Raw genomic sequence first — 16371 nt, forward strand, 5'->3', positions numbered from 1 at the left:
ATAATATAGCATTGTTCAGATAGTATCGTATAATGTAGATGAAGGTCGGTTATCCAGTCACTGTCAGACTTAAGTTATCTGTTCTGTGTGACTGGCGGGACGTCCTTCTTTTTAGTTTCTGGATTTCATCAGGAACCGCACCATTGCCCGTGACAAACAGATAAAGCGGGCGGTGGCAATCATAAGGAGGGGGAACATTGAGCAAGAAAGCGAAAATCTGGACGTCGGTCATTGTGTCGGTCGTCGTCCTGCTCGGAGCGGCAATCTTTCTATTAAAAGATTTTCTGTTGCTGCCGGGCCATGCGTCCGATGAATTTGAGGAGCCGGTGATGGTTCAGCCCGTCGCCATGCAGGAACTCGGCGAGACGATTCTCGTCACGGGCCAGATCATCCCGAGCGACGAACAAAAAGTCTACCACGAAGCTGAAAACGGTGAAGTGAAAGAGTTCCTGGTTGCGGAAAACGAGAAGGTCGAAGCGGGCACCCCGCTGTTCAAGTATGATGATTCGACGATCAATTCCGAGTACAACAAGGCGGTCCGAACACGCGATCTGACGAAGAAGCGCCTGGCAATCGCCAACGATGAAATCACCGCTGCCCAAAAGCAGCTGAAAGACATGAAGAAAAACCCTGAAGTGACAAAAGAGGAAATCAACGCGGCCTCAAAGGAGATTGTCAGCCTGGAGATGGAGATTGAAGCCATCAAGGACGAAGTGAGTTCCGCCCAGCAGTCGATCGATGAACTCTCCGTGCAGAAAGAAAAGCTGACGGTGAAAAGCAAAATCGACGGCACGATCGTGAAAGTGAACAAGAATATCGAACCATCCGAAAACGGCTCTTCAGAACCGGTCGTCCACATCATCTCTAGCGGCCCGTTCAAGGTCATCGGGTCGATGAGTGAGTTTGATACGGTGAAGATCAATCACGGCCAGCCCGTCGTCATCCGCCCGAAAGTCTTTCAGGATCGGACGTGGGACGGCACAATCGAGAGTGTCTCCCACTTCCCTGAAGGCGATCAGGGCGGCATGGAAGACTACGGCGGCGGAGGCGGTAACGTGACGATGTATCCGTTCACCGTCACGCTCGCCGGCGACACCGCGGATCTCCGCCAAGGATTCCATGTGTCGCTTGAGATCAATGTGTCCGACCTGGAACAGAGCGAACAGATGGCCATTCCGCATATGGCGCTCGATATGGATGAGGAAGGCAATGAGTTCGTCTGGGTGATCAGCAGCGACAACATCCTTGAAAAGCGGACGATCACGCTCGGCGAGATGAGCGATGAATTTGCCGGCGTGGCGGAAGGCCTTGATCCGGGTGAACTGATTGTCACGAATCCATATATATTGATGGAGAAAAACCTTGAAGAAGGCTCAAAAGTTTCGGATTGGGTGAATGAGCTTGAAGGCATGGAAGTTCCGGATATGATCGAAGAATCGATTGAGGAAGCGCCGGAAGAGTTGGAGGAAGCGCCGGCTGACGATCCGGCTGAAACCGAAGCGGGGGATGCCGAACATGATGAAGCTCAGTGACATCTCCAAGTCCTATGGTGCCGGCAGCCTGATCGTGCCGGTGCTGCGCGGAGTGGATCTGGAGATCGGCGACGGAGAGTTCGTCGCCATCATGGGACCCTCCGGCTCGGGCAAGTCCACGCTCATGAACATCATCGGGTTCCTGGACAAGCAATCGGCCGGCGTGTATTCACTGAACGGTGAAGACGTGAAGGATTCCAATGAGAAACAGCTTGCCCGGCTGCGCAATGAGCACATCGGTTTCGTCTTCCAGCAGTTTTTCCTGCTGCCCCGCCTCAACGCCCAAAAGAATGTGGAAACACCGCTCATTTATTCCGGCGTGCCGAAAAAAGAGCGGGCTGTGCGGGCACGGGAACTTCTCGCTAAAGTCGGCCTTGAAGACCGGATGACCCATCTTCCGAGCGAATTGTCGGGCGGCCAAAAGCAGCGTGTCGCGATTGCGCGTGCACTTGTCAACAATCCGTCCGTCATCCTCGCCGATGAACCGACCGGTGCGCTCGACTCGAAGACCGGCGCCCAGATCATGGAACTCCTCACCAAGCTGAACCGCGAAGGAAAGACGGTCATCGTCGTCACCCACGAAGAAGAGATCGCCGCCTGCACCGACCGGATCATCGTGCTTCGAGACGGACTGATCGTCGAAGACAGGAAGGTGACGGCATGAACATCCGGGAAGGTTTCATCCTCGCCCTGTCATCGGTCTGGAACCACAAAGTCCGCTCGATCCTGACGATGCTCGGGATCATCATCGGTGTAAGTGCGGTCATTATTGTCGTCGCAATCGGCGACGGAGCCCGCAAGCAGATGAGCGATGAGATGTTCAACACGGACGACAATGCGGTGCCGCTCTACTTTGAACAGACCGAGTTTGAGGAAAACGGTGAGTTCATCTGGGTGGAACCGCCGGCCGTCTCCAAAGACCAACTCGATGAAGTCAAGCAAGTCCCCGGCGTGAAGTATATCCTCGGCACAAACAGCGGCTGGGGCACGATGGTGCACAATGAAAAAACGGCCGACATGGAAATGGTCGGCGTCGACAATCAATATTTCATCGCCAAAGACATCAAGCTGCTTGAAGGACGGCGACTCAACACTCGGGACAACGACAGCTATTCCCGCGTGGTCATGATCGACTCGCTCACTCGGGAAAACATGTTCAAGCCGGATGAGGAAGCGGTCGGTGCGATCATAGAGATCGACAGCAATCCGTACAAAGTCGTCGGCGTCTTTGAAACCACGCTGCCGCCGGAATTCCAGCAGCTGGATGACTTCTCCAACGGCCAGATGCTCATGCCGCGCACGCTCATCTCGATGATGTTCGGGTCTCCGGAGATTGACACGATCAGCGTAATTGCCGACAATCCGGAAACCCTGTTTGACACCGGAAATGCCGCAGCCGACAAGCTCAATGAACTGGCGGCTTCAGAGGGTGGAATGTATATCGCCCAGGACATGACCGAGTTCGTCGAGGAATTCGACAGCTTCTATCTGACGATCACCCTGTTCATCAGCAGCATCGCCGGCATTTCGCTTCTCGTTGGCGGAATCGGCGTCATGAACATCATGCTCGTCTCGGTCACCGAGCGCACCCGGGAAATCGGCTTGCGCAAAGCACTCGGTGCCACACGCGGCCAGATCCTCGGCCAGTTCCTGATCGAGTCGGTCACCCTGACCTCGCTCGGCGGGCTAATCGGCATCGGCTTCGCGGCGCTCGTCACCGCGGTTGCCGCCCAGTTCCTTCCGTTCACGCCGATCATCAATCCGGTCGTCGTCGTGATCGGCATCCTCTTCTCCTCGTTCACGGGCATCGTGTTCGGCATTTTGCCGGCGAACAAAGCGTCCAAGCTGAGCCCGATTGATGCGTTGAGGTATGAATAAATGCATAGCAAAGCCGGAGCCCGCGAACGTGCAGGCTCCGGCTTATTTGATTTGTTGTGATGATCAGGCTTCCAGGCCCTTGAGCATCCTCAGGCCGTTCAGGATGACCGCGAGCGTGCTTCCTTCGTGGATGACGACCGCCGCGGTCATGTTCATGTTGCCGGTCAAGTTCACGATGACGAGGAACACGACGACCGCCAGTGCGATCGAGATGTTCTGGATAACGAGCCGGCGAAGTTTCTTCGCGACCCGGTGAGTGTAGGAGAACTTCGTCAGATCGTTTTTCATGAGGACGGCGTCGGCCACGTCGATTGCGATGTCCGTCCCTTCCCCCATCGCCACGCCGACATCCGCCGCGACGAGGGCCGGCGCGTCGTTCACCCCGTCGCCGACCATGGCAATCGTTGGATAAGTGTTTTTCAGATCGGCGATGATGTTCGCTTTTTCCTCGGGCATCACATTGCCGCGCACTTCATCGATTCCGAGCACACGTCCGATCGCCTGGCCGGTGCGTTCGGCATCCCCCGTGATCATAACCGTGTGGATGTTCTGTCCTTTCAGGTAGCGGATCGCTTCCTGCGAAGTTTCTTTCGGCATATCCTGGATGGCGAGCAACGCAAGCACTTCTTCGTCATTGCCGAAATAGACGACCGTTTTCCCTTCCGATTCAAAAATCCCGGTCTGCCGGATGAATGCTTCGGGAATCGTCTTGTAGGAACTTGGCTTGCCGATCTTATACAGCGTCCCTTCCGCTTTTGCGACGAGGCCGGTGCCGATCAGGTTTTCCACTTCCAGGTCAAGCGGCGCTATGTCAGGATAATGCATCAGGATCGCCTGTGCGAGCGGGTGGTTGGATTTGCTTTCCATGGAGACGATGATCCGGCCAAGTTCCCTTTCCTGCTCCGGTGTCACTTGGTCACCGAAAAACGTATCGGTTACGGACGGCTTCCCGGTCGTCAGCGTTCCGGTCTTGTCGAACGCCACCGCCTTCAGGTCAGACAGGTTCGACAAATAAGATCCGCCCTTGAACAGCACGCCGCGCTTGGCGAGGTTGCTGATCGACGACAGGGTGGCCGGGATGTCGGTCGCCGCTAGTGCGCAAGGCGACGTGGCGATGAGGAACACCATCGTCCGGTAGAAGCTTTCATAGGCGCCCCATCCGAACGCATAATAGCCGAGCAGGTAGAAAAGCGGCGTGAGCAGCAGGACCACTTTAACGTAAACCGGCTCCAGCCGCTTGATGAACGCGGCGGTTCTTGAGACGTTGTTCTGCGTCTGGCTCACAAGCTGGATGATCTTTGAAATCACCGTGTCGGCGCTGTTTTTCGTCACTTCCATCGTCATCGTTCCGGTGCCGTTGATCGTGCTGCCGAACAGTTCATCGCCTTCTTTCTTCTCAACGGGCATGCTCTCGCCCGTGATTGAAGACTGATCGACAGACGAATGGCCGGAAGTGACGATCCCGTCCGTCGGAATCTGGTCGCCGTTCAGGATGGACAGCTTGTCGCCGATCTTCAATGCGGAGACGTCTACGGTTTCGACCGTTCCGTCCGGATTGATCCGTCTGGCGGTCGTCGGATTCAGCTTCAGTAGCGACGTGATTTCCTTGTTGCTTTTGCTTTCCGCGTAATGCTCAAGGAAGTGGGCCCCGGCAAAGATGAGGATCAGGAGCGCCGCTTCCCGGTAGTCTCCGATGATGACTGCGCCGATCGCAGCGAGCGTCATCAAGATATGGACGTTCGGCGTGAATTTCTTTTTCTGCGCCGTCTGCCTGAACGTGTCGGCGAACCCTTCGATGATGATATGGTAGCCCGACACGACAAGCGCGGCAAGATACAGGATCGCCTGCCACAGGTCGGATCCGGTAAACAGCCCGACCAGAAATGCAGCCAGTCCGGTGAAATACAGAATGACGGCGAGGTTGCCGCCGTGCTCATGGTCATGGTCGTGATCATGGTTGTGACTGCAGGACCTGGCAGCATGATTCGTCGACAGTTCACTCATAATTGTAGATCTCCTTTACGTGTTCGATCGCCATATGGAAAATCTGATGAACATGGTCGTCATCGAGCCGGTAAATCATTTCCCGGCCCTGCTTCTGATTCCTGACGAGACGTGCCAGCTTCAACTCCCTGAGCTGATGCGAAACCGCACTTTGAGAAACATCCAGCCGGTCGCTGATCTCCGTCACCGTGAGCGACTGCTGCTTCAGCAAATAAAGAATCTTGATGCGGGTCGGGTTGGACAGCGCCTGGAACAGATTCGCCATGTCCTGCTCCACTTCCGCGCTCAGCATTTCCGTTTCTTGAATTTCCTTTCGTCCCATCATTCCCGTCCCCCTGTTCTTATTCATTAATATATGATGAATTGTTCATATGTTGATGGGTTTATTGTACGCTATCTGAAAATTAAAGTCTACGGATGGAACTAATCTTTTGCGAGGTCAAACGAGTCCCTGCCATCCATGCACGAATCGCTACCAATTGTCTGCGAATCTCTACCTATTGCAAGCGAATCCCTACCAAACACCCTCGAGTTCCTACGAAACCCGCCAACGCTCAGCTAAAGAGCCATTGTGGATGATGTGCCGAGACAGGCACGAAAAAGCCGGAGCCCGTCTTTGAGGCTTCGGCTTATTATTCATTCAAGGATTCAGGCTTCCATCCCGATTGTTCGATCAGGCTCTAATTTTTACTTTATCACTTCCGTCCACTCACCTATGAGCTGATATGCAAGATACAGGGCAATCCCCCAGATGAGCAGGGCCGATGCCTGGTTCAGCCGCTTCAGGAACCGGCCGCCGGTGTCCAGACCGCCAATCGTCTTTCCTGCCATGGCGAGCCCGAAAAACCAGAACCAGGACACCGTGATGCAGGCAATCGTGAAGCCGGCGAGCTCCCGCCCTGTATAGGCGAGGGAGCTCGGGCCGATCACCCCGATGATATCAAGGATCGCATGCGGATTGAGCAGCGAGACCGAAGCCGCGAATAGAATCTGCTTCTTCGGAGAGATCTGCCTGTCTTCGGACATCCCGCCGGACTGGCCCGGCGCACTCCGGAAGATTGACCAACCCATATAAACCAGGAACACGATCCCGGCCAGGAAGATCAGATTCTTCAGCCATGAGAAGCTCAGCACGACCAGCGACACGCCGGTCACCGCCAGCAGGATGAGCGCCGTGTCGCAAATTCCGGCCGTGATCACCGCCGGAAGCGCACCGGACAGTCGGCGCCGGGCCGCCCCCTGATTAAAGATAAACACGTTCTGCACCCCGAGAGGCAGGATCAGCCCCAACGAAAGGATCATTCCATGCAACCATGCAGTCCACATCCACATACCCCTGTCTTCTTTCTGTCTCTAATCTTAGCGGAGAATTCCCGCGCACGCCACGGTGTTCTGGCGATTGCGTCTCACTCGAATCGGATTGCGTCTCACTCGGAGCCAATTGCGTCTCATTCGGAAGGCAATGCGACTCACTCGCGACCCAAAGCGACTCACTCACTTAAAAAAGCCGGCGCGTCTCACTTGAGACACGCCGGCTTTCTCCCTTACCTCTCTCTATTCAGCTCTTCCCACTCTTCCCGCAGCATTCCCATCCGGATCGAGTCATAGTATTCTCCGTTCCAGTAGCGGACTTTGCGGAGGCGGGCTTCCATCTTGAAGCCAAGTTTCTCGCCGGCGCGGATCATGCGCTCATTGCCGGACCAGGTCGTGTAGCCGGTGCGGACGAGCGGCATCGTATTAAACAGATGATCATTCCACATCCGGAGGGCGGTCGTGCCGATGCCCCCGCCCCAGTGCTGCGGTTCATAGATGACGATGCCCATTTCAAGCCAGCGGGACGGTTCGTGTTCCCAGTACCAGCTGACCATCCCGATGACATCGCCGCCGCGTTCGATCACCCAGAAGTCGTCCTGGCCGACGAGATTGGCCCGTTTCTCTTGGAATGCTTCCCATGTCATCGTGGAATGCGGGTAATACGGGGCGTCCCATCGCTTCCATTCGGGGTCTTTGTCCCGGAAGCTCAGCTCCCAGAGCCGCCGGAGGTCATCTTCTTGGACCGGGCGGATGGTCGTCCCTTTTTCTGTGTAGCTCAAACGATTCTTCCCTTTCTCGTTCTTTACTCCGAAATCTGGTCCCTTACTCCGAAATTCAGTCCCTTACTCCGATATTCGGTTCCTTACTCCGAAATTCGGCTCCTTACTCCGAAATCTGGTCCCTTACTCCGAAATTCGGTTCCTTACTCCGAAATTCGGTTCCTTACTCCGAAATTCAGTCCCTTACTCCGATTTACAAGTAGCGCTCAAACCAGCCCGCGATTTCGCCGAGCCGCTCAATGCGGAGGTTCGGCAGGCCGCTGCGGGACAGGTTGTGGTCGGCGTTCGGGAAGCGGACGAATTCGGTTTCCTTGCCCATGTGCCTGAGCGTGATGAACAGCTGTTCCGCCTGTTCGATCGGGCAGCGGAAGTCGTTTTCGCTGTGCAGGATGAGGAGCGGGGTTTTCACGTCCGCCGCGTATTTCAGCGGGGAGATGTCCCACAGCGCATCGACATTGTCCATGGCGGCGCGGTGCTGCCATTCGCTGAAGTAGTAGCCGATGTCGGACACGCCGAAGAAGCTGATCCAGTTCGAGATCGAGCGCTGGGTGACGGCGGATTTAAACCGGTCAGTGTGGCCGACGATCCAGTTCGTCATGAATCCGCCGTAGCTGCCGCCCGTCACGCCGAGGCGGTCCGGGTCGACCCAGTCGCAGTGCTCCAGCGCATAGTCAACGCCGGCCATGATGTCTTCGTAGTCCCCGTTGCCGTAATCGCCGCGGACCGCATCGACGAATTTCTGCGAATAGCCGTGGCTGCCGCGCGGATTGACGTACAGGACGCCGTATCCTTTTGCTGCGAGCAGCTGCAGTTCGTGGAAGAAGGAATTCGCGTACATCGTATGCGGGCCGCCGTGGATTTCGGTGATGAGCGGGTATTTCTGTCCTTCTTCGAATCCTGCCGGCTTCATGATCCACCCGTGCACGTCCCAGTCTTTCGGTCCTTTGAACACGATCGGCTCCGGCTTGACGAGTTCGTGTTCGCCGAGGAATTCCCCGTTGAATGAAGTGAGCGCATTTCGGCTGCCCGAGGAGATGTCCTGGACGGCGAGTTCGCCCGGGTTCACCGGATCGCTCACGGCAATGATCGCGGTTTTGCCGTCGCGGGAGATGTCATAGCCGTACACATGCTCTCCTTCCGGTGTGGCCGGATACAGTTCGCCTTCGAGCGTCGCGTAGTACAGGCGGACATCGCCCATCACCGACACTTGGAAATAAAGCGAGTCGTTGCCCGCCCAGACAACGGCCGGCGCATTGACGCCCTGCTGGAAGTCAGCGACCGCCATATCGCCGACGGGCGCGTCGAGCGATTCGGTGAGGACAGTGCGGGTGCCCGATTCAATATCGTACACATGCACATCAGCATGTGTCGCATTTTCAAGCCGGCGGTCTGCGCCGATAAAAGCGATTTTCTTGCCGTCCGGAGAAAATGCCGCTCCGCCGTAGTAGCCCTCTTCGTCGATGATGACGGTCTCTTCCTTCGTTTTCGCATCCGCAACATACAGCGTGCCCCGGAACTCGAAGTCCTGGTTTTCCGCACGGTTCACGCTGAAGACGATCTGCTTGCCGTCCGGCGAAACAGCGTTCAGCGCGTGCTGGTGGTCGCCTTCCGTGAACGGCGTCACTTCTTTGGAATCCAGATCAACCGATCCGATCTGGCGGAACTGATCCTGCGGCAGCAGTCCGAGCCCGTCCGCCTTGTACTTCATCTTCGTCACGCGGACCGGTTCCGGCTTCTTGTCATCCTTCTTCTCTTCTTCCTTGTCCGTGAACGTCTTGCCCTGCTTGACGGCGCCGTTCACCCAGATTTTCTTGCCGCACGGCGACCAGACGAACGAGGAGACACCGTTCGCAAATTCGGTCACCTGTTCCGCTTCCCCGCCTGCGGCAGGCAGCACGTACAGCTGGTTCTTGCCGTCGCGGTCGGACAGGAACGCGATATTCGCGCCATCCTCAGACCAGGCCGGCTGACTCGTCCTGCCCTTGCCGTGCGTCCACTGCGTCACTTTCCCCGACTGCAGGTCGGCGTGGAACAGGTTCGAGACATACTTGTTTTCTCCCTTGTCCATATGCGTGCGGATGAACACTGCCTCGCTGCCGTCCGGCGAGAGGTTCGGATCCGTTACGGAATAAAGCTCAAACAGCGACTCTGCGGTGATTTTCTTCTTCGTCATCTTAAACTCCCCCTTTTGCAAAACCTATCAATATTCTAAACTATTTCGAGTTGCGGAACAACTTCTGAATCAAAACTGAACAACCGGCAACGAAAGTCATCGAACACCTGAGTGGCATCCGGAAAACGTCGACGGTATCAGGGGAGCGTTGATTGTATCGCGGGAAATATTGATTGTATTCCGCAAAACGTTGATTGTATCGCAAGAAACGTTGATTGTATTCCGCAAAACGTTGACGGTATCCCGCGGAACGTTGATTGTATCCCCAAAACACCGTCCTCCCTCAAAAAAAGACCGGGGAGCGATTCGCTCCTCCGGTCTGCTCCATTCAGTATTATCGGCTGTTCGTCGCCATGTTTTTCAGCGAGCGGCGAAGAATCTTGCCGGTCGTGTTTTTCGGCAGCTCTTCAAGGAACTCGATTTCCGCCGGGATCTTATACTTCGCGAGTTTGGCGGCACAGAAGCCTTTCAGCTCATCCACGGTCGTCGGGTCCCCTTCTTTCTTCACCACGTAGGCGCGGATCGCTTCCCCGTAGTTCGGGTCGGGAACGCCGACGACGGCCGCTTCGACGACAGCCGGATGTTCGTATAGTGCCTCTTCGACTTCCCGCGGGTAGACGTTGTAGCCGCCGACGATGACGAGGTCTTTCTTCCGGTCGACGATATAGAAGTAGCCGTCCTCATCCTGGCGTGCCAGGTCCCCGGTGTAGAGCCAGCCGTTCCGGAGGGCCACCGCCGTCTCTTCGGGCAATTTATAGTAGCCCTTCATGACGTTCGGTCCCTGGACGATGAGTTCCCCGACTTCCCCGACCGGCACGTCCTCGCCGAATTCATCGACGACCCGGTTCACGACGTTGACGATGTTCGTGCCGATCGAGCCCGGCACCCGGTCCCGGTCAAGCGGATTGAAGCACGTGACCGGGGACGCTTCGCTGAGCCCGTAGCCTTCGGAAATCCGGACATCGAACTTCTTCTCGAAGTTGTGCAGCAGCGCGACCGGAAGCGACGAGCCGCCGGATATTGCGAGCCGGACGGATTCGAAGTCTTCTTTTTTGCCTTCCGGGTACTGGTACATGAAGTTGTACATCGTCGGCACACCGGCGAAGATCGTCGCTTTCTTCTCCCGGATGAGCCGGAACACGTCCGCCGGGCTGAACTTCGGTGCGAGCAGCACTTCGGCGCCGCGCAGAAGCGGGGCATTCACGACGACGGTGAGCGCAAACACGTGGAACACCGGCAATGTCGCGACGACCCGGTCATCGGGGCTGAAGCCGAGATAGTCGGCGACGTCCCGCGCATTGGAATACAGATTCCGGTGCGTGAGCATGGCGCCTTTCGGGTGCCCGGTCGTCCCGGATGTGTACAGGATGATCGCCGTTTCGTCCGGGTCGGCCTCTTTCACTTCTGCATAGCCCGGTGCCCGGGCCACGACTTGTGTAAACGGTTTCACTTTGCCGCGTACGGATTCCGGGAGCGCCGACAGTTTTTCGTGCGTGTCCGGCTTTGTTTCGGCAATGACGTATGCCTCCACTTTCGGGAACGCAGCATCCGCCTTTTCGATCATCGGAAGCATCGCATCCAGCGCAATGACCGCTTTTGCGTCACTGTTGTTGACGATGAACGCAATCTCTTCCGGCGAATAAATCGGGTTCACCGGCACGGCCGTTGCGCCGAGCCGCATCGTCGCATAAAGCGAAATGAGGAAGTGCGGCGTATTGCCGAGCAGAAACGCCACATGGTCCCCTTCGCCGACGCCGAGCTCCGCCAGCCCCGAGGCGAACCGCCCGATGGTCTGGTCAAATTCGGCATACGTCGTGTCCTTGCCCATGAAATGGTAGGCGATCTTCTCCGGTTCCTCCTGTGACGTCTGATGGACGCGCGTCACGAGATTCATATAGCCATCCCCCTTTTATTGAATGAATAGTCATTCATTTACCCCCACAGCTATTATATAAGAATAATTTCGACAATACAACCCGGCGAACGACAAAAAGAGCGGGACAAAAAGGGAAATCGGCGAAGCGTTATCTTTATCGCCGAATCCGCCTCAAAAAAACCGCCCTCCGGCAGTTTTTCCCCTCACACCGACCCTTTGACGTGCGCCAGGTAGCGCCAGCGGATGAGGTAGAAGTAAAGCAGCTGGATGACGGTGAAGGCGATGAGGACGAGGGCCATTTCTTTCACGATCGACAAGTCGGTGATTTCTTTCCAGATTGCCTGCAGCGACAGGAAGGCGAACGTGCTGTGGAGCATCGCCAGTCCCCACGGAAGGAAAAACTGCGGGACAAGCTGGCGGTTGACGATCTTGACGAATTCCCGGTCGGTGAAGCCGAGCCGCCTGAGTACGGCGGCCTGCCGGCGGTCCCGGTCGAGCATCGTATACAACTTAAAATAGATGAAGCTTCCCGCGGCGAGCAGGAACACGGCCGCGACGAGCAGGCCCGTCAGCAAAAGCAGATGGAACGTCGAGCGGATGACCGCATAGTCCGAACCCGGATTTTCAAAGAAGAACGGGAGGGCCTCTTCCCCGTTATGGAGAGCGGCTTGCGACATACGTGCCGACAGGCCGAGCCCGATGCCGACTGTCTCTTCCCAATTCGGAACATCGAACGCATAAAAAGTGTACAGCCGGTCGGCCTGTGCGGAGGCGGCTTTAATGAAATCCGTCTCACTCAAGACGATGGAATTCGTTCCGAGTGCATAGGCCGGGAACAGCAAATCGTTCATCGTGCCCCGGACGGCCACTTTGACGCCGCTCTGTTCGAGGACCGTATCGATTTCCGCTCCTTCAAGCCGGGAAGCGGCATCCGGAGAATACGGCAGGAATGCCGCTTCTCCCGGACGCAGCCGGACCCCTTCCCTGCCAAGCACCCGGGCGAGCCGGTTGACCTCGCTTTCCCTGAGCACATTCAGCGGCTGCCCCGAGAAAGACGAGTGTTCCCGCACGACGGTCAGCGGCACTTCTTCATAAGACAGGCCCCGCTGCTTCAGTTCCCTTTCAAGGGAGGCGATGTGCGTTTGTTCGTCCGGATTGCCGGGCTGGCTCAGATAAACGAGGCCGAGCGGGTTCAGTGCACGGTACTGGGCCGTGTAGGAAGCGAGACTCGCAAGCGTTCCGACCGAGAGGAACGCGACCGTCGAGACAATCGCGACGATGAAAAACATGTTGGCGTTGTCTTTGATCTTGACGGCCGTTTCGGCGAAGGAGACAAGCCGGGCATGGCGCCAGTAGATGCTTTTCCGTTTCCTCAGCAGGTCGAGCACCCAGAGGACGGTGTGCGAGAAGAAATAATAGGTGCCGAGCGTGGCGGCCGGCGGAAGCAGCACGGCCAGGTACAGGACGTTCACCCGGCCGGCAAGCGGCGCCGCGGCGTACGACGCGATCAGCAGGAACAATCCTGCCGCGGCCTTGGTTGCCGAATAGTCGAACGGGTCCGCGGCCGCACCGATCCCTTTCCGGAAGTCATGGATGTCCCGGATCCGGACAATCCAGGAAGACATGACGCCGATGAGGAGGAACAGGCTGAGGAAGGCTCCCGCCGTCAGCGCGAACGGCTGCCAGGACAGGTAAAGAGGCAGTTCCGGCAGATCGAGCACTTCTTTGACGATCATGAAGAAGTACTTGGAGAAGGCGAATCCGGCGATGATTCCGCTTCCGATCGAGGCTGCCCCGAGCAGGAGCATTTCAAAAAACAGCAGCCTGCCGAGCTGCCGGCGCTCCATCCCGATCTGAAGCAGAAGCGCGAATTCGTCTGCGCGCGCCTGCATGAACGCCCGCATCGAGTAAAACAGGAAAAACAGTGTGAATACGTACAGGATGATGTCTGCGGACGTCATCCCGATGACGGTGATGCCGGTGATGAACCGTTCGCCGATCCCCGGATGGAACATGAGCATCGAGTAAAGGAAGAACACCATGACCGAGAAGACGCTCGCGAGAAAGAAAGCCGCGTACACCCGTCGGTTGCGGACGACGTTACGGTAGGCGAACTGACGAAAGGTCATCGACATTCCCCCCGAGGAGCGACAGCATGTTCAGGATGCGCTGGAAGAACGTGCGGCGGCGGTCATCCCGGTGGATTTCATTGTAGTAGGCCCCGTCTTTGATGAACAGCACCCGGTCACAGTAGCTGGCGGCGATCGGATCATGCGTGACCATGACGAGTGTCGTGCCGTTTTCGCGGTTGATCGCCGTCATGAGATCGAGCACTTCCCGTGCAGCATGGGAGTCCAGGTTCCCCGTCGGTTCATCCGCAAGCACGAGCGAAGGCCGGTGGATAAGCGCACGGGCGATCGCCGTTCTCTGTTCCTGCCCGCCGGAAATCTCATCCGGCCGCTTGTGGAGGATGTCCGAAAGGCCGAGCCGCTTGGCGGCCGCCCTCATCCGAGCATCCATTTCCTTGACCGGGACCTGATCGAGCGTGAGCGGCAGCACGATGTTCTCTTCAACCGTCAGCATCCGCAGCAGATTAAAGTCCTGAAAGATGAAGCCGAGTTCCTGCCGCCTGAAGCGGGCCGCCTCGTCCGGTTTGAGCTCAGACGGATCGGTGCCGGCGACGAGGATTCGGCCGGATGTCGGCTTGTCGATGCCCGAAATGAGGTTGAGCAGCGTCGTCTTGCCGCTCCCGGACGGCCCCATGACCGCAAGGAACTCGCCGTCCGTTACTTCAAAACTCAGCCGGTCGAGCGCACGGTGGGTCACTTTGCCTTCATAGATTTTGATGATGTCTTCAATCCGGACGATCGGCAACAGATTCATTCCCTTCTTCGGGGCCTTCGGCGAACAGAACACTCACCGTGGTCCCTTCTCCCGGCCTGGATGCGATTTCAAGCCGGTGGCCGAGCTGGTCGCACACTTCTTTGGCGATGAACAGGCCCATCCCGGTTGACTCTCCGGTGAGGCGGCCGTTTTCTCCGGTGAAAAACGCTTTCGTCACCCGGTTCAGGTCGGATGCCGGAATGCCCACTCCTTCATCACGCACGATGAGGCGGATACCCTCGTCGGTCCGGTCCGCCGTGAAATACACATGGCTGCCCGGATCCGGCGAATACTTCACGGCGTTCGTGATGAACTGGGCGATGATCGTCTTCATCCATTTGGGGTCGGTCATGACCTGAAGGCCATCGCCGACTTCCGATACCGGATACACCCGGTTGGAGATGAACAGCTTTTTGTGGTCTGAGATTGCCTCACGGACCAGCATCGCCAGGTCGGCACGCGAAACATGCAGGTCCCGCTCAAATGTGCCGAGCCTGGCGGTGAGCAGGACGGTCTCCAGTCCCCTGCGGATCTTGTCGGCTTCCGAGCCGATCGCCTCGCGGTCGATCTCCTCCTCCTGCAGCAGCAGCGAGATGACCGACAGCGGGGTTTTCATCTGGTGAACCCACTGATTCATGAACGTCTCGTGGCGGCTCTTTTCTTCATAGAGCGCCTGCACTTCCCGCTCATAGAGAGCATAGGCCTCATGTGCGAACCGCTCCACTTCGCGGGGTTCCGGGGACTTTGCCGTCCGGGTGAGCAGGCGGTCCAGTTTGTCCGGCTTCCGAAGGATCGATGCGTAAAACGTCCGCCGGTTGATGAACCGGGCGGCGAGGAACGCACCCGTCAGCAGCACAACCATGACGACGGAATACACCGCTGTGTCCACATTGCGGAAACCGTCCAGCCAGTAGAGCGACAGGATGAACACGGTGAGCAGCGCATGGAACACGAGATAGGCCGAATGCTCGGCGATGAACAGCCGGAGTGATTTCATGCTTCCTCCGGATCGGCGATGAACCGGTAGCCGGCACCGCGAACCGTCTCGATCTGCGACTTGATGTTGTATTCCGCGAGCTTTTTGCGCACGCGGGTCATGTTCACGTTGAGCGTGTTTTCATCGACGAACGACTGGTCGTCCCACAGCTCCTCGAGGAACCGCTCGCGCGTCACGACTTTCGGCGACTCGGACAAGAGCAGCTCAAGGATGACGCATTCCTTTTTCTGGAGGGGAATTTCCTCCCCGTGCGCATGCAGCTCCATCCGCTCCGGATACAGCTCAAGCCGTCCGAGCCGGATTGTCCGCTCTTCCTGCTTCGGCGCGTACTCCCCGAACGAGCGGCGCAGGTGGCTGCGGATCTTCGCAAGGACGATTTCATAGTTGAACGGCTTCGTGATGAAATCATCGCCGCCGTTTTCAAGCGCAAACACCTGGTCCATCTCGCCGGAACGGGCGGAGATGAACAGGATCGGCACCGTCGTCCGCTGCCGGAGCTGGCGGCACCAGTAATAGCCGTCATAAGACGGAAGGTTGATGTCGAGCAGGATGAGGTGCGGGGAAAACTCGGCTTCCGCTTCCAGGATCCGATCGAAATCCTCCGCCGTCCGCACGTCGTAATGATATTTCCGGAGCGTCTCGGCGAGCAGCCGCGCAATTGTCCGGTCGTCTTCGATGATCAGGATTCGGTGCTTGTCCACGGTCTGGCCTCCATTGCCGGCGTCTGCCGGTCATTGATTCATGTCCGGCGGGAGGAGTATTCATCTCAGACGAAACGTTCATTCTCCCCGCCGGGCCACTCAATTTCTCTTTCCATCATATCAAAAGGGGCTGTCCGATAAGTCCCTAAAATGAAGAAAGAGGCGAAAAACAAATCGTTTTTCGCCTCCTTCTTTTTATTTTGTATATGTTTGGCAGAAGGCATCCGCAGGATG

General features: G+C 57.0%; 13 protein-coding genes. 3 read left to right on the forward strand and 10 right to left on the reverse strand.

Going from position 1 to position 16371, the window contains the following annotated elements; genetic code table 11:
• Nucleotides 1–197 precede the first annotated feature (197 nt).
• Genes ACFFIY_RS05355 through ACFFIY_RS05365 form a run of 3 tightly spaced genes read left to right on the forward strand, consistent with a single transcriptional unit; the run spans nucleotide 198 to nucleotide 3410 of the window.
• Nucleotides 198–1532 (forward strand): efflux RND transporter periplasmic adaptor subunit, encoded by a 1335-nt coding sequence (locus tag ACFFIY_RS05355; protein WP_354199068.1) that lies wholly within the window; start codon nucleotides 198–200, stop codon nucleotides 1530–1532.
• Nucleotides 1516–2196, forward strand: a complete 681-nt coding sequence (locus ACFFIY_RS05360; RefSeq protein ID WP_354199070.1) for an ABC transporter ATP-binding protein — start codon at nucleotides 1516–1518, stop codon at nucleotides 2194–2196. The genes ACFFIY_RS05355 and ACFFIY_RS05360 overlap by 17 nt, the downstream gene beginning before the upstream one ends.
• Entirely contained in the window at nucleotides 2193–3410 is a 1218-nt protein-coding gene (locus ACFFIY_RS05365) for an ABC transporter permease (RefSeq protein WP_354199072.1), read from the forward strand. The genes ACFFIY_RS05360 and ACFFIY_RS05365 overlap by 4 nt, the downstream gene beginning before the upstream one ends.
• Nucleotides 3411–3473: 63 nt before the next feature.
• On the opposite strand, the gene ACFFIY_RS05370 is transcribed toward ACFFIY_RS05365, so the two are convergent.
• The 10 genes from ACFFIY_RS05370 to ACFFIY_RS05415 all read right to left on the reverse strand — a co-directional run bounded on the left by ACFFIY_RS05370 (nucleotide 3474) and on the right by ACFFIY_RS05415 (nucleotide 16137).
• Nucleotides 3474–5414: a heavy metal translocating P-type ATPase gene (locus tag ACFFIY_RS05370; protein WP_354199074.1), complete on the reverse strand. Its 1941-nt coding sequence runs from the start codon at nucleotides 5412–5414 to the stop codon at nucleotides 3474–3476.
• Nucleotides 5407–5739, reverse strand: a complete 333-nt coding sequence (locus tag ACFFIY_RS05375) for an ArsR/SmtB family transcription factor (RefSeq protein ID WP_376837201.1) — start codon at nucleotides 5737–5739, stop codon at nucleotides 5407–5409. The genes ACFFIY_RS05370 and ACFFIY_RS05375 overlap by 8 nt, the downstream gene beginning before the upstream one ends.
• A gap of 362 nt (nucleotides 5740–6101) precedes the next feature.
• Nucleotides 6102–6740 (reverse strand): LysE/ArgO family amino acid transporter, encoded by a 639-nt coding sequence (locus ACFFIY_RS05380; RefSeq protein WP_354199078.1) that lies wholly within the window; start codon nucleotides 6738–6740, stop codon nucleotides 6102–6104.
• 218 nt (nucleotides 6741–6958) lie between these two features.
• Nucleotides 6959–7507, reverse strand: a complete 549-nt coding sequence (locus ACFFIY_RS05385) for a GNAT family N-acetyltransferase (protein ID WP_354199080.1) — start codon at nucleotides 7505–7507, stop codon at nucleotides 6959–6961.
• Between the two features lie 193 nt (nucleotides 7508–7700).
• Nucleotides 7701–9680 (reverse strand): S9 family peptidase, encoded by a 1980-nt coding sequence (locus ACFFIY_RS05390; protein WP_354199082.1) that lies wholly within the window; start codon nucleotides 9678–9680, stop codon nucleotides 7701–7703.
• A 334-nt stretch (nucleotides 9681–10014) separates the two neighbouring features.
• Entirely contained in the window at nucleotides 10015–11574 is a 1560-nt protein-coding gene (locus ACFFIY_RS05395) for a long-chain-fatty-acid--CoA ligase (RefSeq protein ID WP_354199084.1), read from the reverse strand.
• 185 nt (nucleotides 11575–11759) lie between these two features.
• Nucleotides 11760–13685 carry an FtsX-like permease family protein gene (locus tag ACFFIY_RS05400; RefSeq protein ID WP_354199086.1) on the reverse strand — a complete coding sequence of 642 codons (1926 nt, stop codon included), beginning with the start codon at nucleotides 13683–13685 and terminating at the stop codon, nucleotides 11760–11762.
• Nucleotides 13657–14430 carry an ABC transporter ATP-binding protein gene (locus ACFFIY_RS05405; RefSeq protein WP_354199095.1) on the reverse strand — a complete coding sequence of 258 codons (774 nt, stop codon included), beginning with the start codon at nucleotides 14428–14430 and terminating at the stop codon, nucleotides 13657–13659. The genes ACFFIY_RS05400 and ACFFIY_RS05405 overlap by 29 nt, the downstream gene beginning before the upstream one ends.
• A complete protein-coding gene (locus ACFFIY_RS05410) occupies nucleotides 14411–15436 on the reverse strand; it encodes a sensor histidine kinase (RefSeq protein WP_354199088.1) in 1026 nt (341 codons plus the stop codon). Before ACFFIY_RS05410 ends, ACFFIY_RS05405 begins: the two co-directional genes overlap by 20 nt.
• Nucleotides 15433–16137 carry a response regulator transcription factor gene (locus ACFFIY_RS05415; protein WP_354199090.1) on the reverse strand — a complete coding sequence of 235 codons (705 nt, stop codon included), beginning with the start codon at nucleotides 16135–16137 and terminating at the stop codon, nucleotides 15433–15435. Before ACFFIY_RS05415 ends, ACFFIY_RS05410 begins: the two co-directional genes overlap by 4 nt.
• Between the last annotated feature and the right edge of the window lie 234 nt (nucleotides 16138–16371).

Origin of the sequence: Bhargavaea ullalensis (genome assembly GCF_042432615.1) — a bacterium.
In the GTDB taxonomy this organism is placed as follows: domain Bacteria; phylum Bacillota; class Bacilli; order Bacillales_A; family Planococcaceae; genus Bhargavaea; species Bhargavaea ullalensis.